Here is an 18,915-nt window from a genome sequence, read left to right on the forward strand (position 1 = left end):
AGTTTATTGCTTGTAAGACCAACAGAATTATCAGAGGTTTATTGTAACAGCCCCAAAAGCCTTCGGCGAATCATTGCTGCGCCTGTCAAGTCCCCAGGGAGGGCGACTGAGATCCTCGGCGATCGCCAAAATTTCGACACAATGATCAGCAGAGTTTGCCGAAATCAAAGATGTCGGTTGGCTGTTTTTCCTATAAGTTATTAAAAATTTCTGAGGAGCCTGCCCAGCAAAAGTTCAGTTGACAACAATCTCCTATAATACGAAGTCTGCAGTATGCATTAACACATATTCTTAACTTTGTAATTTCCGTCGGAGAATTGTCCTATGGCTCGCATGTATTATGATGCGGACGCAAACTTAGATCTGTTAAACGGCAAAACCGTTGCCATCATCGGCTATGGTTCCCAGGGCCATGCCCATGCCCTCAACCTCAAAGACAGTGGGATTAACGTCGTTATCGGCCTGTATGCCGGAAGTAAGTCCACAGCCAAAGCCGAAGCAGAAGGTCTAAAGGTTTTACCTGTTGCGGAAGCAGCAAAAGTGGCGGACTGGATCATGATTTTGTTACCCGACGATGTCCAAAAATCTGTCTACACCAAAGATATTCTCCCCAACCTCCAAGCGGGCAATGTACTTTCCTTTGCCCACGGCTTTAATATCAACTTCGGCCAAATCGTTCCTCCCGCTGATGTAGACGTTGTAATGGTTGCCCCTAAAGGCCCTGGTCACCTCGTGCGCCGTACCTATGAACAAGGTCAAGGGGTGCCAGCATTATTCGCAGTTTACCAAGACGCCACAGGTCAAGCCCGTGATTTGGCGATGGCCTACGCAAAAGGCATCGGCGGTACTCGCGGTGGCATCCTTGAAACCACATTCCGAGAAGAAACTGAAACGGATCTATTCGGTGAACAGGCGGTTCTCTGCGGTGGTCTGAGTGCTCTGATTAAAGCTGGTTTTGAAACCCTCGTCGAAGCGGGTTACCAGCCGGAGTTGGCCTATTTTGAGTGCCTCCATGAAGTGAAGCTCATTGTTGACCTCGTTGTGGAAGGTGGTCTGGCGAAAATGCGAGATAGCATTTCTACCACCGCTGAGTATGGTGATTATGTCAGCGGGCCACGGGTGATCACTGCTGAAACGAAAGCAGCGATGAAGGAAATTCTGACGGAAATTCAAACGGGTGAGTTTGCACGGAATTTCATCCTCGAAAATCAGTCGGGTCAAGCGCAATTTACGGCAATTCGTCGCCGTGAAGCAGAACATCCCATTGAAGTTGTGGGTAAGGATCTGCGGGCAATGTTTAGCTGGTTGAAGGAAAGCTAATCGAGAAATTAGATTGATTTAATATCTAACAACAATATTAAGTTAAACCGATTAGGTGAGAGTCAGTGATTCTCACCTTTTTTCTTAATTGGGCGGTTTCACTTGGGCAATGTGGGCAGCGCAAATATATTGGGTGGGAATCGTCTGAATTTTTCGAGCTTGAAAAACAGCCTTTAGTTCATCGAAGAGTTGCCTGCGAACGGTGGAATCTAGGGCAATGTAGGGAGAAAGAGTTGTGAGTAATTTGAGGTAATCGTTGGGGGAATAATCTTTGGTTTCAATGATCTGGGTTAGTTCTAAGTTTTGAAAACAATTTGAATCAAGCAAACCCTGGCTAATATTTTTGAGATTTTGTTCCTGGACAGCGATATTTTCAAAGCTGGCAAAGCTGGGCATATATTTTTCATAGAGAGGCAAGAGATCCTGAAAAATGGTGGGATCCGGTTGGGGCACGGTATTCCAAAGCAGAACTATGTTCCCCTGGGGATTGAGTAAACTGGCGATCGCCTGGCATCTGGTGTCTGGTTGTAGCCAGTGAAAAGAAGTACTGGCAAGGATGGTATCGAATTTTTCTAGGGTCGGTTCCCATTCTTCAAAGGTGGTATTAATAATTTGAATTGGGTAATGTTGGAAGCGTTGGGCGGCAAATTCACAGGCTCGTGGGTTCGGCTCTAGACAGATTAATGAAAAACCCCGTTGGGCAAAATGTTGCGTTGCATTGCCTGGGCCGCTGCCAATTTCTAGAATGACACTTTCCGGCTTAATTTTTTCGCAGATTAAATCAATAATTTCCGGCACATAGGGGGCACGATATTGGTCATAGGCTTGGGTTGCCTCTGCATACCAATGTTGCCGAGCTTCGATGGGTTGAGCATAAATTTTTTGAAAAAAGGCGTCAAAATTTTTCATATTTTATAAGTTTAAAAGGGCAATATTTTTGAATAATTCAATATCAGTTATTTTCTTGATGATTAAAATTAAGGAAGTAAAAAACCAACCTCCTTTTTACAATAAAACAAATCCCTGGGGTGATGAAATGGCGGGATTATGGGAAGATCATCATAGTCGATTACTCCTTGAATTGTTCCGTAAGTATTAATGACAACGCCGCTGCTGCTCCTAATTGATGGTCACTCCCTCGCCTTTCGCTGCTACTACGCCTTTGCCAAGTCTAGACAAGGGGCGCTGCGGACTTCAACGGGAATTCCGACGAGTATTTGCTTTGGCTTTCTCAATGCCCTTGTGCAGGTGATCGAACGCCAAAAACCCGATGCGGTGGCGATCGCCTTTGACCGACCTGAACCCACCTTTCGCCACACCGCCGACGAGAACTACAAGGCCCAACGTAAGCCTGCCCCAGACGATTTCCGGCCCGATTTTGAAAATCTCCTCGACCTGCTCGATAGCTTAAATGTGTCCCGGGTGACTGCCGTGGGTTACGAAGCCGATGATGTGCTCGCCACCCTCGCCCGACAAGCCAGTGAAGCAGGCCAACAAGTAAAAATTTTGACAGGCGATCGCGATCTTTTTCAGTTGGTAAACCCTGACAAAAAAATCAGCATTCTTTACCTCGATACCAAGGGCGTCAAAAGCGGTAGCTATGAAGAATTCACCCCAGAGCTTGTCGAAGCAAAATTAGGTGTAAAACCAGAGCAAGTCGTAGACTTCAAAGCCCTCGCGGGTGATTCATCAGATAATTACAAAGGTGTCCAGGGCATTGGTGAGAAAACTGCCATTAAGCTCATCCATGAATTTGGCAGTTTAGATAATATTTATGCCAACCTCGATAATATTAAAGGCGCTACCAAAAAACGCCTAGAAGCCGATAAAGACGCCGCCTATCATTGTCAAAAATTAGCAAAAATTGCCCAGGATGCGCCCCTTGATATTCTCTTAAATGAGCTTCATTTAACTGGCTTTAATCTAGAGCAAGCAATCGGGATTTTAACGAAATTAGAACTCAAAAAATTTATTCAGGATATTGGTAGAATCCAGCAAATTTTTGGCGCAGAAACGATTGAAATTCCCACTCTAAAATCTGTCCAGTCCAATAATACAATCGTTGACGAAGCAGGTAACGCACAATTATCTATTTTTGCCCCCTCAGATCCTGGCCAAAATCAAGCCCAGACGCCCCCGGTTGCAACAATCTCGCCGATCCAGCCCCTGATTATTGACACGACAGAAAAGCTCGCCCAGTTGGTTGATCAACTCAAAACCCAAACCGATGTCAATCACCCCGTGGCCTGGGATACAGAAACCACTGGTTTAGATCCCCGGGAAGTCGATCTCGTGGGTATTGGGTGCTGTTGGGGTAGAGACCCAGGCAATATTGCCTACATTCCCATCGCCCACCATAACGGAAAGCAACTAGAAAAAACGCAAATTTTTCAGGCTCTAAAACCGATTTTGGAAACAGAAAAATATCCAAAAGTTTTTCAAAATGCGAAGTTTGACCGTGCTATTTTTGCCCACCAGGGAATCACCCTAGCTGGGGTAGTGTTCGATACGATGTTAGCAAGTTATGTTTTACATCCAGAGATGAAACATAATTTGACGGATCTAAGCCTACGTTATCTGGGAAATATCATTGCTAAAAGCTATAAAGATTTAGGGTTAACCAAAAAACAAACCATTGCAGATTTAGAGATTTCCGTTGCGGCAGAATACTGTGGCTTAGATGTTTATACAACTTATCTAGTCTGCCAAAAATTAAAAGTCGAGCTTAAAGATTACCCCGATTTAGAAAAACTTCTAGAAGAAGTTGAAACGCCCCTGGAACCAGTGCTCTATGCCATGGAGAATACAGGTATTCGCATTGATCAAGACTATCTTCAGCAATTAGCCGAAGAATTGGGGGCTGATTTAACAGACCTAGAAACCAAAGCTTACAACGCAGCAGATGAACGATTTAATCTCAATTCCCCCAAACAATTAGGAGAGATTCTTTTTGAAAAGTTGGGGTTAAACACAAAGAAAACACGCAAAACAAAAACAGGCTATTCAACAAACCATGCTGTCCTCGAAAAATTACAAGGGGATCACCCGATCATTGATTACATTCTTGAATATCGTACCCTCGCAAAATTAAAATCTACCTATATTGATGCTTTGCCGACCCTCGTTAGCCCAAAAACGAACAGAATTCATACAGATTTCAATCAAACTTTGACCAGTACAGGGCGACTTTCTTCATCGAACCCCAATTTGCAAAATATTCCGGTACGTACTGAATTTTCCCAACGGATTCGGCGGGCATTTATCCCTAAGGAAAACTGGGTACTTGTCGCGGCAGATTATTCACAAATTGAACTCAGAATCCTGACCCACTTAAGTCAAGAACCGATTTTATTACAGGCCTACCAAGCCGGAGAAGATGTCCACCGGGTTACGGCGCAAATGATTTTTGATCGGGACTCGTCCCAGGCTGTCACTGCCGCAGAACGACGGATTGGTAAGATTATCAATTTTGGTGTGATCTATGGGATGGGTGCCCAGCGGTTTGCTCGGGAAGCGGGCGTTTCTAAGGAAGAAGGACGGGCTTTTATTGACCGCTACCATGAACGTTATGCTAAGGTTTTTGAGTATTTAGAACTGGTTAAAAAGCAGGCGATCGCCCAGGGTTATGTGAGTACAATTTTGCAGCGACGGCGCAACTTTGACTTTATCAGTAACTGTTTAATTGAACTAAAAGGCAGCGACCCCAAAGCGATTGATTTAGATAGCCTCGATTATGCCTACAATGATGCCCAATTATTACGGGCGGCGGCTAATGCACCGATCCAGGGTTCCAGTGCCGATATTATCAAAGTGGCGATGATCCAAATTCACGAATTATTAAAGGATTATCAGGCTCGTTTGTTACTCCAAGTCCACGATGAATTAGTTTTTGAAATGCCCCCAGAAGAATGGGAAGAATTAGGCCCTAAAATTAAAGCAACAATGGAACAAGCGGTACCTTTATCTATTCCTTTAGTGGTTGATATTCACTGCGGTAAAAATTGGCTCGATGCGAAGTAATCATGGCGAATTCTGATCCTATTTATGGCTGGCTAGAGACTGCTTTGGCCACTATCAAAAAAGCAAATTGGTATCGACAACCGAAAACAATCACCAGTCAATCGGGGGCGACGGTCACCTTAAATGGTCAATCGGTGGTTAATTTTGCCAGCAATGACTATCTGGGTTTAGCGGGCGATCTCCGCTTAATTGATGCTGCCATAGCGGCCACCGAGGCGCTGGGGACAGGGAGTACAGGCTCTCGGCTCACCAGTGGCCACCGACAACTCCACCAGGATTTGGAGCAGGCGATCGCCAATCTCAAACAAACCGAAGATGCCCTGGTGTTTAGCTCTGGTTACCTAGCCAACCTCGGCACCATTAGCGCCATTACCAACAAAAAAGACCTGATTTTAGGGGATCAATACAACCATTCAAGTTTAAAAAATGGGGCAAAATTAAGCGGTGCGACAGTGTTGGAATATGACCACAATGATTTAGACGCATTACGTCAGCTTCTCGAAACCCATCGGCAAAACTACCGCCGTTGTCTGATCACCACCGATAGCGTTTTTAGTATGGATGGCGATCTCTGTTTACTACCCGGACTGTTGGCGATCGCCAAGGAATTTTCCGCCATGTTACTTGTGGACGAGGCCCACGGGACTGGGGTTTTGGGCCAAAAAGGTGCCGGAGTCGTAGAACATTTTCACTGTACCCAGCAACCGCTTATCCAAGTGGGCACCCTCAGCAAAGCCCTGGGCAGTCTCGGCGGCTATGTGGCGGGCAGCAAAGCCTTAATTGATTTTCTCCGTAACCGCGCCCCGACTTGGATTTACACCACTGGACTCTCCCCAGCGGATACGGCGGCCGCCCTCGCCGCGATCCATATTTTGCAGGCAGAACCCCAACGACGCCAGCAACTCTGGGAAAACATTCGTCAGTTAAAAAGCGCCCTTGGGAACCATGAATTAGTACCTTCTGAGTCGGCGGTGCTTTGTTTTGGTCTCGCTAATCCCCAGCAAGCACTAACCATGGGCGATCGCCTTTTAGCCGCAGGTTTTTTTGCTCCCGCCATTCGCCCGCCAACAGTCCCTACCAGCCGCATTCGCGTGTCGGTGATGGCGACCCACAGCCCCCAACAGATCCAAGGATTTATCGAAATATTCCAGCGGTGCTTTGCGGAATTTTCTGGGTCATCGAATCTTTAATTTTCCTCAATTTGGAACGCTTCTTTTTCCGCCTCTAGGATCTCCGGCGGCACCTGAAAGCGGGGTCTGCCATTTTCATCAATGCGAACAATGACCCCCATCGCCTCTAGCTCGGCGATCGCCCGTCTCTGGGTTTCCACATCCCGCGCCTGCCCCAAAATCGACGACCAAGCCGTTACCCGCGCCATAATACTGCGGGGATCCCGTTCCAAAAAGGCAACACTGGCCTCAGAGCGTTGTTGGGCATTTTGACTTTCGGGGTCATCATAGTAGGCCGCCCAAGCTGCCGCCGTTTTATAGGATTGAATAGCGGCGGGGATATCACCGAGGAAAAGATGCTCGTCAATGGCTTTCATGCGCCAGAGATAAAAACTTTGATCCGGGACAGTAGGGGTCATCTCGGCCAGGCCACGATTTAACAACTCGACGGTGCGGTCTGGGGTACCAGCGTAGAGGGAACTGCTCCCCGATAGATAGTAATAGCCTTCCTTAAACCAAGGGTCTAAATCAACGATGACCTCAAAATAATCCGCACTGAGGCGATAATCCCCCAATTTTCGCGCCTCATCATCCCCAAAGTATTGTAAAAATCGCAGAAAAATCCAATCAGAAATTAAATTGTCGTAACCGTAGGTGGGCAGTTGTTGCCACAGGTCTAAACTAGCCGCTTCCGTTTGTGCCTGACGCTCGACAATTTCTGGGGTTAAGTCGGTGGCTTGCTTCAAATTATTGAGACGGAACTGTTGCAGGGTAATAATTGCGGCTCCAGAAGCCAATGCTAACGCGCTTAGCCCTAGACTTTTTAGTCCTTTACCCACAAGTGCGATCGCCACCATAATCCGAGAGTGCTAAGGTTTTTGAAAACACTCCAATTTTAGCTTGCTGGGCTACCGATCCTGATGACATTTACTTGTCGCAGCGCTATTGACTGGTTTTGTTTATTTCCTAAGCTGATTTAGTTTTTTAAAGAGTTGACTGGCCGTATGTTCAACCCAAGCCAAAAGGTGATCCACCGCCTTTAAAAGCCGCTCCAAAAAATGTTGCTCGTAACCAACGCTGAGGGCCTCCGCTTCTATCCACTCCGGTTTCGCCTCGATCTCCGTCGCATTGGGGGGGGCATCCGGCTGGGTGAGGCTCTGGGTCTGGGATTCAACTGTGGCGATCGCCCCCGATTCAGGGCGAGAAATTGGTTGGTCTAAAGTTGTGATCAATGGTGGCAGTGGACTCAGTTGAGCCTGAGGCGAATTAAGATTAGCTTGATCAATGGCCGCGGCAGACTTTGTTTTGGCTTGGAAGAGGTCGGCCCAGGTCAGCCAGGGCTTGGGGGTGACAACGGGGTCAGGGGCCGTGATGGCACTGGTGGCGGGTTGAATCTTAAACCAGTTGCGAAAAAAACGTTGCAAGGGTGGTAAGGCTTCGACGGGAACCGTGGGCGCCAGAACCCGCTGTTCTAACTGGGCCAGCCGTTGATCCAGGGGCTTAAGCACTGGGGCGAGGGGTAAAGGGGGTAAAAGCTGGGGCGAATAAATTTCGGGGGGAACCACCGCCGTGTGCCAATGGGATTCACCGAAGAGATCAATGGCGATCGCCACCGGACTTTGCTCAAGCCAACTTAAACCCTGCATCAACCAGCGTACCGGAGCTAGCAGCCGGGGATTATGGTGATGCACGGGCGGGAGAATCCGAGGATTTGGGGTTTGGCTCGCGAGATCCTGCTGTCTTTTTTGATAGTTAACGCTGCCGAGGTGAAAACTGATTTGTCGCTGTAGCTCCGTTTGGGATTGCTGGGGTTCAACGGTGTGATTGTCTTGATCGACAAATAAAATGTCCTGGGTTTTGAGGTCGCAGGCAATGCCTTGGAGGGGGGGCTGAGTTGTACCGTCACCTCCAGAAATGCTGAGGGGAAAATCCGATGTTTGGGTCGCTGCCTCCGCGAGGGCAAGGCGTTTGCGTTCTGTTTGGGCGGCGGCAATTTGACGCACCGCAACGCGGCTGGTTTGCACCAGTAGATACAGCGGATACAGAGCGATTTGGCTACCCCACTCCACCGTAATTTTGAGGCGGCGGGCGGCCTGGGTCAGTCGGCTTCCCCACTGGATCGATTGACGATTGAGAAAGTTAAAGAGTTTACTTTGGTAGGGGCCTGGAGCAGACATCGTCATTTTTGCGGCACAACGCTTTTATTGTCCCATAGAGATTTCGGAATCGAAGTTTATGGCTTACGCTTATCGACGAACCATCCATTTGGCGGATACCGATGCCGCCGGGGTGGTCTATTTTGCCCAGCTTCTCCATATTTGCCACGAGGCCTATGAAATATGTCTCACAGAAAACGGTATGGATTGGTCTGGGTTACTCCGGGAGGGAACCGTTGCCCTGCCCATTGTCCATAGTGCCATCGATTTTTTGCGGCCAATCGCCTGGGGCGATCGCCTAGACATTCAGCTTTACCCAGAACTTGAAAATTTTCGCCAATTTAAGATTTCTTACCGGATTTTTAAGGAAAATCAAGACTCCCCCCCAGAATCGCCCCTGGCCACAGCCCTTACCCGCCACGTGGCGATCAATCCCAGAACTCGTCAGCGTTGTAGCCTACCTCCGGTAGTCGAAACATGGTTAAGGAATGCACCGAAAATCGAGGACAGCAAAATTTAGCCTGTACAATTGTCTTGAATCTAACGATATCTTTTTACCTGTGATGCTAAAACAAGGTAGCTCACGCACTTAATTCATTATTTTTCATTATTTTCAGACTATTTAAGAGGAGTCATCACTTCAATGAAAAAAGTAGAAGCCATTATTCGCCCCTTCAAACTCGATGAAGTCAAAATCGCCCTCGTCAATGCAGGCATCGTCGGCATGACCGTTTCTGAAGTTCGCGGTTTCGGTCGCCAAAAAGGACAAACAGAAAGATATCGCGGTTCTGAGTACACCGTTGAATTCCTCCAAAAGCTCAAAATTGAGATTGTCATCGATGATGATCAAGTAGATGCAGTCGTTGACAAAATTGTTGCGGCGGCCCGGACTGGGGAGATCGGCGACGGGAAAATCTTTATTTCTCCTGTGGATCAAATTGTGCGGATCCGGACTGGCGAAAAAGACCTCGAAGCTGTCTAAAATCGCCCCTGGTGCTCAGTTAAGTTTTTTTAAAATTGTCCACAACTATCCCCCACAGCTCCCTCTTGATTTGAGGGAGTTTTTTTTACGAATCAGCAATGACTTGAATGATGCCAACCATCCCTGCTGCGGCATGGCCAGGGACAGAACAATGCAGTTCAAATTTGCCTGTCTTTTGGGGAATCAGGATCCATTCGGCGATCGCCCCTGGCTTGAGTTCGAGTTCGTGGATCGCCCCTTTTACTTCCACCTTGCCCGCTTCGACTTTTTGGGTCCAACTGGTGTCGGCAAAATCCTTGGCCGTGAAGTAGTGTTTCTGATTGCTGGGATTATCGAGGAGTAATTTGTAGCGTTGGCCGGCGACAAATTCTAACTGGTCAGGGACAAATCGTAGGGCGCCACTGGCTGTACCCAGATGGATCTGCATTTCCTGGAGGGGCTGTTGAGCAGGAACGGGTAAGGCGATCGCCGCTGGGGTCAGACAAAACCAGATTAATCCGAGTAAAACCAGCGCTCTACAGCCATGGACGAAGCATGTATGAAATACCATTGATTTTCTCCATTGCGCTTGAAAATTTAGCTTTCTTCGATGGTTCTGTTATACCCTGGCTTCCTCTAACACCCCCTGCATTCTGCCGAGCCACTCGATAAGATTATCCAACTGTTGCTGAGGTTTCATCGCCCCTAAACCCCGCACCGTCACTTTTTTAGAGGTGTACACAAAGCGGGACTGGAGATGGGACGGTAACTTTTCGGCGAAGCGCTGCCAGGCGGGTTCCTCCATGGGCGTTTCTAGGACGATATTTTGTTTGCCTTCGGGTTTGATGCGCGCAAAACCAAGGGATTTGGCAATCATTTTTAACTCAATGACCTGGAGCAGTTGCTCGACCGAGGGGGGTAATTTACCGTAGCGATCGCCCCAATCAGCAGCAATTTGCATCAGTTCCGGTTTGGAGTTGGCCTGGGTAATCAGACGATAGGCATCAAGTTTTTGGTCGGCATCGGTGATGTAGTTGCTCGGAATAAAGGCCGTGAGCCGTAGATCCACCTGACAGTCATCCACCTGGGGAATTTCCTGGCCACGAATTTCACTAATGCAATCCTGGAGCATCTCCATGTACAGATCAAAGCCAATGGCCTCCATTTGCCCGGACTGCTCTGCCCCAAGGAGATTTCCCACGCCGCGAATTTCCATATCCCGCATCGCCAATTGATAACCAGAACCCAGTTGACTAAATTCCTGCAAGGCGCGCAATCGTTTCCGGGCTTTTTCGGTCAGTTCCCCTTTGCTCGGATAAAGGAGCCACGCGTGGGCCTGGATCCCGGAGCGTCCCACCCGACCCCGCAGTTGATAGAGCTGGGAGAGGCCAAATTTTTGGGCATCTTCGACGATAATCGTGTTCACCCTGGGAATATCTAAGCCAGACTCCACAATGGTCGTACAGAGAAGAATATCCGCCTCGCCATTATTAAAGGTCAACATTGTCGTTTCGAGGTCGGCTTCGTTCATCTGACCGTGGGCGATCGCCACCCGCGCCGAGGGAATCATTTCTTGTAATTGGGTGGCAATGATTTCGATTCCTTCGACACGGGGCACCACATAGAAAATTTGTCCGCCCCGATCTAATTCATTGCGAATCGCAGTGCGAATAATTTCAGGGTTATGGCGGGACACATGGGTTTGGATCGGGCGACGGGAGGGCGGTGGCGTGGTGATCAGGCTCATTTCCCGAATGCCGGACAGGGACATGTATAGAGTGCGCGGAATCGGGGTGGCGGACAACGTCAAAACATCAACCTTCGTTTTGAGAGCCTTAATTTTTTCCTTTTGATTCACCCCAAAGCGTTGTTCTTCATCGACCACAAGCAAACCTAAATCCTTAAATTGCACGTCTTTGCCGAGGAGTTGTTGGGTGCCGACTACAATGTCTAATTCGCCCTTGTGGAGCCGCTCCAAAATGTCCTTGCGTTCGGAGGCGGTGCGGAAGCGGTTTAAAAGGCCAATATTGATCGGGTAGGGAGAAAAGCGTTCTTTTAAAGTGTGGTAATGCTGTTGGGTCAAAATTGTGGTCGGTGCCAAGAGAGCCACCTGTTTATGGCCGCCAGTCACCACTTTAAAAATGGCCCGGATCGCCACCTCTGTTTTCCCAAATCCCACATCGCCACAGACGAGGCGATCCATTGGGCGATCGCTTTCGAGATCCCGCTTAATATCCTGAACGGCCTTCAGTTGGTCTGGGGTTGCTTGGTACGGGAAAGAATCCTCCATTTCCTGTTGCCAGGGGGCATCGCTTGGGTAGGTTGTTCCCTTCATTTCCGCCCGCTGGGCATAGATTTTCAACAGGTCAACGGCCAGCTTTTTAACGGACTTTCTGACCTTGGCCTTGGTTTTTTCCCAGGTTTTGCCGCCCATGCGGTGGAGTTCCGGACGCCCCTTGGCGGTGTGGCGATAGCGGGACAGGGTATCTAAAGAATCTGCGGGAATTCTCAAAATTCCATCGGCATATTTGAGAACTAAATATTCTCGACTTTGGAGGGTTTCAATTTTAATAAAGCGACCAATACCGTGGCTTTTGTGGACAATATAATCACCGGGATTGAGCTTATTAACGTCAACGGTTTTTGAGGCGGCCCGCCGACGTTTTCTGATGTAACCAAAGGTGGTGAGGGCGTGTTGGCCATAGAATTCTCGGTCGGTAACAACGGCAATTCTAAAGGTGGGTAGAATAAAACCTTCGAGTTCTGCCTGGCCTTTGTATTTGAGGGCGATCGCCGTGCCTTGGCGTTGGTGCTTTTCGATGGCGGGATAATCCCTGGGGTTGGGGATGAACTGGGCGGCGCAGTCATGTTCCTGGAGTAGGGACACAGAGCGTGAGGGTTGGGCCGAGACCAGCCAAGCATTGTATTTATCGAGGGTAATGGTGCTGTAGATTTCCCGTTTACCCCGCAAAATTTCTGCTAATTTACCAAACTGGTGCGGTGTAATGGGCACCGGACGGCTGGACAGGTTGACACTGGTTTCACTGACATCATCAAGTTCTGCCAAAGTGATTTTTTGATGCCGTTGGCTGACTTGGTCGAAATTTTCTTGCACCCTGCGGTGAATTTTCGGCAAGGGAAAGTCGCCATTGAGTAACTGCCACTGGGCCTCGCTGGTTTCGTAGGTGCGATCGCCATGGGCCAGACATTGGGAGAGTTCATCGATGGCCACCAAGGTATTTTCGGGTAAATATTCCAGAATCGAGGCCACCTGATCCGCAAAGGCGATCCCTAAAAAGCGTTGCATTCCCTCCGGGTAAACACCATCCGCCCATTGTTCTTTTTCCTCTGGGGTTAAAGGGAGATCCGCCGGATCAAGGATCTGTTGACCAATTAAAGGAGCCCAGGCCGTGGGGGTCAAAACCAGTTGGTCTACTTTATCGAGGGAACGCTGGCTGTTGGGGTCAAACTCCCGGATGCTTTCGAGCTGATCACCGAAAAAATCTAAGCGGATCGGTAACTCCCCCGACACCGGAAAAATATCAACAATATCCCCCCGACGAGTCCATTGGCCTTCGGTTTCGACGATGTTCACCCGCTCATAACCCAGGCGCGTTAACTGAGTGGCGATCGCCCCGGCGTGATCGAGTTCTTCTCCCGGCGTTAAGGTCAAACAATAATCTTGGAAAACCGTTTGGGGTGGCAGATGGGGCTGGAGAGCGCGCTCCGTTGTCACCACGACCATGCCCTTACCAGCATTAGACGACTGACCCTGGGCGATCGCCCCTAGGGTTTGCATCTGCCCCCAGATCATTTCTGACTCTGGATCAAAGGCCTCGTAGGGGGACGCTTCCGAGGTGGGATAAAACAAGACCTGCCCCCAGCCCATGGCCTCTAATTGGGCCGCCCAACGTCCGGCTTCCTCTAGGGTGGCACAAACTACTAATAAATTTTTCTCCTGCAACTGCGCCAAACTTGAGGCCAGCAGCCCTTTGGGGAGTCTTGGCAGGCCACTTAATGCGAGTTCCCCTTGGGTCTGGAGCTTTTGGTTTAATTCTGCGGTGAGGGCAGCGCGGCTCAAAAAACGGACAACCGAGGAAAAAGTCATAGGTAATGGCGACGGTGACAGGAAGCGTTTAGGGGTTCATTCAATGTATTACAGTTCTTTACAGGGCCGCAAAATCAACTAAAGATTACGGCGATCGCTTCGGCTTTTTGGGGCTTGTTTAGGATTGCGCTGCCTGCTGTTCAAAGAAGTCTGCTTGGGTCGCAAAAATTTCAAACACACGGTTCATATTGGTCAACTCAAACAGCATTTGTACCTGTTCATTGACGTTGCATAAAATCATTTTCGCCCCGTGGGAGCGCACCGTTTTTAATAATAGAACCAATGATCCGAGGCCGGCACTGTCCATAAATGTGATTCCAGCAAAATCAAGGACAACAACTTCTTTTTTTTCCTCGGTAATACTTTTGAGTAAATCATCTTTAAACTCAAGGGATTTAATATTATCAAAAATGCCCGTGGGGTGAAAGACTGCAATTTTGTTATCCATAATGAACGCAGAATCGTTAAAAAATAATCAAAAACTAGGTAAAAATTTTAAATCAATATTGATGGTCAAGAAGGTGAGGCGTTGTCCTCAAGCGCAGTGACCCAGGGGGACTGTTTTAGCTTAGTCTACATTGTCGTCCTTAGACCTATTCTTTTCAATCCATGGGCTTGGCAACAAATGGCGTTTCTACCTTAAATATTATCCGAGCCTAGGGGCAACCTGGCGGGGAAAATTGGATTTTTTAGGCTCAGGCTTGCGGTGGCGTGGTGGGTTGTTGTCTACTGTCCCAGGGTGTGGCCTGATAAAATGCCCAGGGTGTGGCAGCCAGAGTACAGGATAGCGCCGATGGTAAGGAAAATTTTGATTTTGGGGGGCACAGGCCGCATCGGGCAACGGGTGGCAGCGGCGATCGCCTCCTTGGGTGCGGTGACGGTTACGGGACGTTCTGGGCGGACAGCAAAGGCGCTCCAGGGAACATTTCTGCGCCTTGATTTAGAAGATTTAGCAGCTTTAGAAAAGGCGATCGTCAACCATGATCTGGTGATTCACTGTGCGGGGCCATTCCACCGCCGGGATGGGCGAGTCCTACAAACCTGTATCCACCAAGGCAAAAATTACATCGACGTCAGCGATCACCGTTGCCTGTACCAAAAGCTCAAACCCCTGACCCAAGCCGCCAGGGAAGCCGGAATTATCGCGGTGTGCAATGCAGGAGTTTTTCCGGGGATTTCTAACAGTATGGTGCGCCTCGGTGTAGAGCAGCTCGACGAACCTCACAAAATTGAGCTTTATTATGGTGTCGCAGGTTCCGGAGGCGCTGGAGAAACGGTGCTGACCACGACTTTTCTGGGGTTAGGAGAACCTTTTAGGGTTTTTCAAGACAGCACTTGGCAAGCCAAACAACCCTATTCCGAGCCGACGATTATCGATTTTCCGGCACCCATTGGCAAAACAACGGTGTATTGGTTTGATGTGGCGGAAACTTTTACCTTTGCTGAGTCTTTTCCGGTGAAAACGGTGGTCACAAAATTTGGTTCTCTGCCCAATTTTTACAATCAGCTGACGCGGGCCATGACCCTATTACCGGAATCATTACGCCAACATCCCCGCATCATTCAAGGTCTCAGCAAAATTGGCTACGGCATGACCAAGCTCACGGATCCCTTTACGGGGGTTGGGGTGGCGATGCGAGCGATTGTTAGCGGCATTAGAGATGGTACGCCCCAGCAGGTTACGGTGGATTTTGTCCATGAACACACGGCGATCGCCGCTGGCTTAGGGGTTGCTCTGGTAGCGGAGTTAGTCTTGGGTGAGCAAATTAACCAGCCTGGTCTCTATCCCGTCGAGCAGATTATTCCCAGTGATTTGTTTTTGGCCTGGGCACGCCAACATCGACTCCAACTTTCTTGGAACATTCAACCTTCTAAAAAGAATTAGGCGATCGCCTAGGTATCAGTCGGATTCCTGGCCGCAAACTACGCTAAATTAACTAAGTCCAATTCTCGAAGCCCATGGAAATCGCAACCTGGAACGTGAACTCGGTGCGTTCTCGTCAAACCCACATCTGCCAATGGTTAGAACAAACGGGGGTTGATCTGCTCTGTCTCCAAGAAACAAAGGTGGTAGATGAAGATTTTCCCCGGCAGCCCTTTGAAGCCCTGGGGTATCACACCTCGATCTCTGGCCAAAAATCCTACAATGGCGTTGCTCTCCTCAGTCGGGAACCGCTCCAGGATGTGATCATTGGTTTTACGCCTGTGGTCGGGGCGGCGATCGCCCAGGATTTTGACGCACAGAAACGGGTGATTTCTGGGGTGATTGGCGATGTGCGGGTGGTGAATCTCTATGTGCCCAATGGTTCCGCCGTCGGCAGCGAAAAATATGACTATAAACTGGGCTGGTTTGAGGTTCTCAAGGCCTATTTAAAAGAATTGCGCCAGGACAAGCGAGAGATTTTAATGTGCGGTGATTTTAATATTGCCCTCGAAGACCGGGATATCTATATGCCGAAAAAACCGGATCACATTATGGCTTCCCCCGCAGAAAGAGAGACTTTAACGGCGATCCTGGACTTCGGATTTCAGGATGTGTTCCGCAAATTTAACCAAGACGCAGATCAATTTAGCTGGTGGGATTATCGGACGCGGGGCTTTAGTCGAAATCGTGGCTGGCGCATTGACCACATTTACCTCACAGAAAAGCTCTATGGCCAGGCGAAACGCTGTTGGATCGACCGGGAGCCACGCGGTTGGGAAAAACCCAGTGACCATACCCCTGTGATTGTGGAGCTTTAAACCGATGGAACCGCTTACCCTCCGGAATCAAACTTTTACCTGGGGCGATCGCACCTATGTGATGGGAATTCTCAATGTCACTCCCGATAGCTTTAGTGATGGGGGTCTGTTTAATTCCGTCGCCTCAGCCCTGGCCCAAGCGGACAAAATGGTGGCTGCTGGCATTGATATTCTTGACATTGGTGGTCAATCGACCCGACCTGGTGCGGCACAAATTTCCCTCGCGGAAGAGTTAGACCGGACAATTCCTGTGATCCGAGCACTGCGAGAAAAATTTCAGACGGTGATTTCCATCGATACTACCCGGGCAGAAGTAGCAAAAGAGGCGATCGCCGCTGGGGCCGATATTGTTAATGATATTTCTGGGGCGACCTTTGACGCGCAAATGCTGACGGTGGTGCGGGATTTAAACGTGCCGATTATTTTGATGCACATCCGGGGCACACCCGAAACCATGCAGAGCTTAACGGACTATCAAGATCTGATCGCCGATCTAAAAAATTTCTTCCAGGAACGCATCGCTGCCGCCTTAGCTTTGGGAATCCCGAAAAATCATCTGATCCTCGATCCGGGCATTGGTTTTGCGAAAACAGCCCTGCAAAATTACGATCTCATTCGCCAGCTCCAGGACTTTCGCGATCTGGGTTATCCGCTCCTGGTGGGGCCTTCCCGTAAAAGCTTTATTGGCCATATCCTCAACAAACCAGATCCCACGCAACGGGTGTGGGGGACAGCGGCGGCCTGTGCCGGGGCGATCGCCTTTGGAGCCGATATCCTCCGGGTGCATGATGGCCCAGAAATGATCGATGTGGCAAAAATTGCCGATGCGATTTGGCGGCCTACAAAGAGCGCAGAAACTTAAAGAATTCGGTCAAGAAATTTTGGAGTTTTTCGTTATCGGCGTATTTTTTCTTGGAGAGTAACAGCGCCGTTTTATTATTAATTTCGCTCAGGGTGGGGTAAACATGAATTCCCGTTAAGGCCGAAACCGGTAAGCGATAGGTCATCGCCAGAACAATTTCATGGATCAGCTCCCCTGCCATTGGCCCTACCAGATGCGCCCCCAGAATTTCGCCGTTATGACGCACAATCAACTTATTAAAACCCACGGTAGAATCCTCCGCCTGGGCGCGATCCACTGACGCAAAGGGCACTTTCAAAATCAACACATCACCGTAACGTTTACGGGCTTGTTCCTCGGTCATGCCAACCCGTGCCACCTCCGGATCGGTAAAAGTTGCCCAGGGAATCACCCGATAATTGACGCTTTTGAGAAATAACTGCAGTGGATTCAGGGCATTTTGGAGTACCACAACGGCTTCGTAACCCGCCACATGGGTAAACTGATAGCCCCCAATCACATCGCCGCAAGCATAGATCCGACCATTGGTCGTTTGGAGTTTGTCGTTTACATGGATGCCTTGACTGTCGTAGTCCACTCCAGCGGCTTCTAGGTTGAGGGACTTGATATTGGGAGTGCGGCCCGTGGCCAGGAGAATTTCATCGGCGATCGCCGCCACCTGGGAATCATCCTCGGTGTAGAGGTGTTTTTTGCCCTTGACCACTGCTACCCGTTTTAACCGGGCATTTTTCAGAATGGTGATTCCTTCTTGGTTAAATTGTTGCTCCAGGACAGCGGCGGCGTCGGGGTCTTCTTTGGGCAAAAGGCGATCGCGGCTCGCAAACAGAGTCACTTCCGTCCCCAAACGGTGGAAGGCTTGCCCCAACTCACAACCAATCGGCCCCGACCCAATCACCGCAAGGGATTCTGGCTGCTCCGTGAGGGAAAACACCTGTTCATTGGTAATAAAGCCCGCTTCCTGGAGCCCTTCGACGGGGGGAACAGCAGGCCGTGATCCGGTGGCAATCACAAAGGCGCGGGCCGTTAGCTTGCGACCATTGACCAGAAAAGTTTTGCCGTCGAGAAACTGACCATCCCCAAAGATCACCTCGACCCCAAGCCCCTCAAATCGTTCTGGAGAATCATGGGGTTCAATGGTGGCGATCGCCTTTTGCACATGGCCCATTGCTTCTGAAAAATTAATTTCTGGCGCTTTTGTATGAACGCCGACCCGTCCTGCGTGGCGCACTTGGTGGACAACTTTTGCCGCATGGAGAAAAGATTTACTGGGAACGCAACCATACCAGAGGCAATCTCCCCCAAGGCGATCCTTTTCCACCAGGGCCACCTTTGCCTTTAACTGGGCCGCTGCACTGGCCACCACGAGGCCTCCAGAACCACCGCCGATGATGACAATATCGTAATCCACAGCCACAGTTAAGTTTCTCCATTGGTGCAGTCAAGTGATTTTATTTTGCGCGAAAATTTCCCCTTTGTATCGCTAACGTTGGGATTTTCAGGAAATTTTTAACTCTTTTTCTGCTTAGCTTCAGTTTTGTCGCCCGCTTTCCCCAGGCCAAGGGGTGATTGTCTGAAAC

General features: G+C 49.2%; 16 protein-coding genes. 8 read left to right on the forward strand and 8 right to left on the reverse strand.

The window, feature by feature from the left end:
- Positions 1–30: 30 nt before the first annotated feature.
- On the reverse strand, positions 31–168 hold the full coding sequence (locus AACT35_RS14510) for a hypothetical protein (RefSeq protein WP_339374625.1): 138 nt from the start codon (positions 166–168) through the stop codon (positions 31–33).
- 156 nt (positions 169–324) lie between these two features.
- Here AACT35_RS14510 and ilvC point away from each other — a divergent pair, with 156 nt between their 5' ends.
- Positions 325–1,320 carry a ketol-acid reductoisomerase gene (gene ilvC, locus AACT35_RS14515; protein WP_012306898.1) on the forward strand — a complete coding sequence of 332 codons (996 nt, stop codon included), beginning with the start codon at positions 325–327 and terminating at the stop codon, positions 1,318–1,320.
- A gap of 84 nt (positions 1,321–1,404) precedes the next feature.
- On the opposite strand, the gene AACT35_RS14520 is transcribed toward ilvC, so the two are convergent.
- Positions 1,405–2,229, reverse strand: coding sequence for a class I SAM-dependent methyltransferase (locus AACT35_RS14520; RefSeq protein ID WP_099237507.1), 825 nt, complete (start codon positions 2,227–2,229; stop codon positions 1,405–1,407).
- A gap of 189 nt (positions 2,230–2,418) precedes the next feature.
- On the opposite strand from AACT35_RS14520, the gene polA reads away from it, so the two are divergent.
- Both polA and bioF read left to right on the forward strand, forming a co-directional pair.
- Entirely contained in the window at positions 2,419–5,340 is a 2,922-nt protein-coding gene (gene polA, locus AACT35_RS14525; protein WP_099237509.1) for a DNA polymerase I, read from the forward strand.
- Positions 5,341–5,342: 2 nt separating this feature from the next.
- On the forward strand, positions 5,343–6,530 hold the full coding sequence (bioF, locus tag AACT35_RS14530) for an 8-amino-7-oxononanoate synthase (protein ID WP_099237511.1): 1,188 nt from the start codon (positions 5,343–5,345) through the stop codon (positions 6,528–6,530).
- On the opposite strand, the gene AACT35_RS14535 is transcribed toward bioF, so the two are convergent.
- Positions 6,527–7,366 carry a hypothetical protein gene (locus tag AACT35_RS14535; RefSeq protein WP_099237513.1) on the reverse strand — a complete coding sequence of 280 codons (840 nt, stop codon included), beginning with the start codon at positions 7,364–7,366 and terminating at the stop codon, positions 6,527–6,529. The genes bioF and AACT35_RS14535 overlap by 4 nt on opposite strands.
- Positions 7,367–7,468: 102 nt before the next feature.
- On the reverse strand, positions 7,469–8,692 hold the full coding sequence (locus tag AACT35_RS14540; RefSeq protein WP_143596749.1) for a hypothetical protein: 1,224 nt from the start codon (positions 8,690–8,692) through the stop codon (positions 7,469–7,471).
- A 52-nt stretch (positions 8,693–8,744) separates the two neighbouring features.
- On the opposite strand from AACT35_RS14540, the gene AACT35_RS14545 reads away from it, so the two are divergent.
- Together AACT35_RS14545 and AACT35_RS14550 are read left to right on the forward strand one after the other, a co-directional pair.
- Positions 8,745–9,185: an acyl-CoA thioesterase gene (locus AACT35_RS14545; RefSeq protein WP_099237515.1), complete on the forward strand. Its 441-nt coding sequence runs from the start codon at positions 8,745–8,747 to the stop codon at positions 9,183–9,185.
- Positions 9,186–9,308: 123 nt separating this feature from the next.
- Entirely contained in the window at positions 9,309–9,647 is a 339-nt protein-coding gene (locus AACT35_RS14550) for a P-II family nitrogen regulator (RefSeq protein WP_012306905.1), read from the forward strand.
- An 85-nt stretch (positions 9,648–9,732) separates the two neighbouring features.
- Here AACT35_RS14550 and AACT35_RS14555 read toward each other — a convergent pair whose 3' ends face one another.
- From AACT35_RS14555 to AACT35_RS14565, 3 genes are all read right to left on the reverse strand, one after another.
- On the reverse strand, positions 9,733–10,197 hold the full coding sequence (locus AACT35_RS14555) for a plastocyanin/azurin family copper-binding protein (protein WP_099237518.1): 465 nt from the start codon (positions 10,195–10,197) through the stop codon (positions 9,733–9,735).
- 48 nt (positions 10,198–10,245) lie between these two features.
- Positions 10,246–13,734 carry a transcription-repair coupling factor gene (gene mfd / locus AACT35_RS14560; RefSeq protein WP_099237520.1) on the reverse strand — a complete coding sequence of 1,163 codons (3,489 nt, stop codon included), beginning with the start codon at positions 13,732–13,734 and terminating at the stop codon, positions 10,246–10,248.
- Between the two features lie 118 nt (positions 13,735–13,852).
- Positions 13,853–14,182 (reverse strand): STAS domain-containing protein, encoded by a 330-nt coding sequence (locus tag AACT35_RS14565; protein WP_062433658.1) that lies wholly within the window; start codon positions 14,180–14,182, stop codon positions 13,853–13,855.
- 345 nt (positions 14,183–14,527) lie between these two features.
- Between AACT35_RS14565 and AACT35_RS14570 the strand changes: the two genes are divergently transcribed.
- The 3 genes from AACT35_RS14570 (at position 14,528) to folP (ending at position 17,338) form a co-directional block, all read left to right on the forward strand.
- Positions 14,528–15,619, forward strand: a complete 1,092-nt coding sequence (locus AACT35_RS14570; protein ID WP_099237523.1) for a saccharopine dehydrogenase family protein — start codon at positions 14,528–14,530, stop codon at positions 15,617–15,619.
- A gap of 74 nt (positions 15,620–15,693) precedes the next feature.
- Positions 15,694–16,476 (forward strand): exodeoxyribonuclease III, encoded by a 783-nt coding sequence (gene xth, locus AACT35_RS14575; RefSeq protein WP_099237525.1) that lies wholly within the window; start codon positions 15,694–15,696, stop codon positions 16,474–16,476.
- Between the two features lie 4 nt (positions 16,477–16,480).
- Positions 16,481–17,338: a dihydropteroate synthase gene (gene folP, locus AACT35_RS14580; RefSeq protein ID WP_099237645.1), complete on the forward strand. Its 858-nt coding sequence runs from the start codon at positions 16,481–16,483 to the stop codon at positions 17,336–17,338.
- Here folP and AACT35_RS14585 read toward each other — a convergent pair.
- Positions 17,316–18,752: a dihydrolipoyl dehydrogenase family protein gene (locus AACT35_RS14585; protein ID WP_099237527.1), complete on the reverse strand. Its 1,437-nt coding sequence runs from the start codon at positions 18,750–18,752 to the stop codon at positions 17,316–17,318. The genes folP and AACT35_RS14585 overlap by 23 nt on opposite strands.
- Between the last annotated feature and the right edge of the window lie 163 nt (positions 18,753–18,915).

It is taken from the genome of Synechococcus sp. BDU 130192, from assembly GCF_963876085.1.
Taxonomy (GTDB): domain Bacteria; phylum Cyanobacteriota; class Cyanobacteriia; order Cyanobacteriales; family MRBY01; genus MRBY01.

Excerpts from the sequence above, each read along its gene's own strand:
- AACT35_RS14540 (WP_143596749.1), bottom strand. The coding sequence starts at position 8,692 with ATGACGATGTCTGCTCCAGGCCCCTACCAAAGTAAACTCTTTAACTTT.
- mfd (WP_099237520.1), bottom strand. The coding sequence starts at position 13,734 with ATGACTTTTTCCTCGGTTGTCCGTTTTTTGAGCCGCGCTGCCCTCACC.
- polA (WP_099237509.1), top strand. The coding sequence starts at position 2,419 with ATGACAACGCCGCTGCTGCTCCTAATTGATGGTCACTCCCTCGCCTTT.
- AACT35_RS14555 (WP_099237518.1), bottom strand. The coding sequence starts at position 10,197 with ATGGTATTTCATACATGCTTCGTCCATGGCTGTAGAGCGCTGGTTTTA.
- xth (WP_099237525.1), top strand. The coding sequence starts at position 15,694 with ATGGAAATCGCAACCTGGAACGTGAACTCGGTGCGTTCTCGTCAAACC.
- AACT35_RS14550 (WP_012306905.1), top strand. The coding sequence starts at position 9,309 with ATGAAAAAAGTAGAAGCCATTATTCGCCCCTTCAAACTCGATGAAGTC.
- AACT35_RS14535 (WP_099237513.1), bottom strand. The coding sequence starts at position 7,366 with ATGGTGGCGATCGCACTTGTGGGTAAAGGACTAAAAAGTCTAGGGCTA.
- AACT35_RS14565 (WP_062433658.1), bottom strand. The coding sequence starts at position 14,182 with ATGGATAACAAAATTGCAGTCTTTCACCCCACGGGCATTTTTGATAAT.
- AACT35_RS14520 (WP_099237507.1), bottom strand. The coding sequence starts at position 2,229 with ATGAAAAATTTTGACGCCTTTTTTCAAAAAATTTATGCTCAACCCATC.
- bioF (WP_099237511.1), top strand. The coding sequence starts at position 5,343 with ATGGCGAATTCTGATCCTATTTATGGCTGGCTAGAGACTGCTTTGGCC.
- folP (WP_099237645.1), top strand. The coding sequence starts at position 16,481 with ATGGAACCGCTTACCCTCCGGAATCAAACTTTTACCTGGGGCGATCGC.
- AACT35_RS14545 (WP_099237515.1), top strand. The coding sequence starts at position 8,745 with ATGGCTTACGCTTATCGACGAACCATCCATTTGGCGGATACCGATGCC.
- ilvC (WP_012306898.1), top strand. The coding sequence starts at position 325 with ATGGCTCGCATGTATTATGATGCGGACGCAAACTTAGATCTGTTAAAC.
- AACT35_RS14570 (WP_099237523.1), top strand. The coding sequence starts at position 14,528 with ATGGTAAGGAAAATTTTGATTTTGGGGGGCACAGGCCGCATCGGGCAA.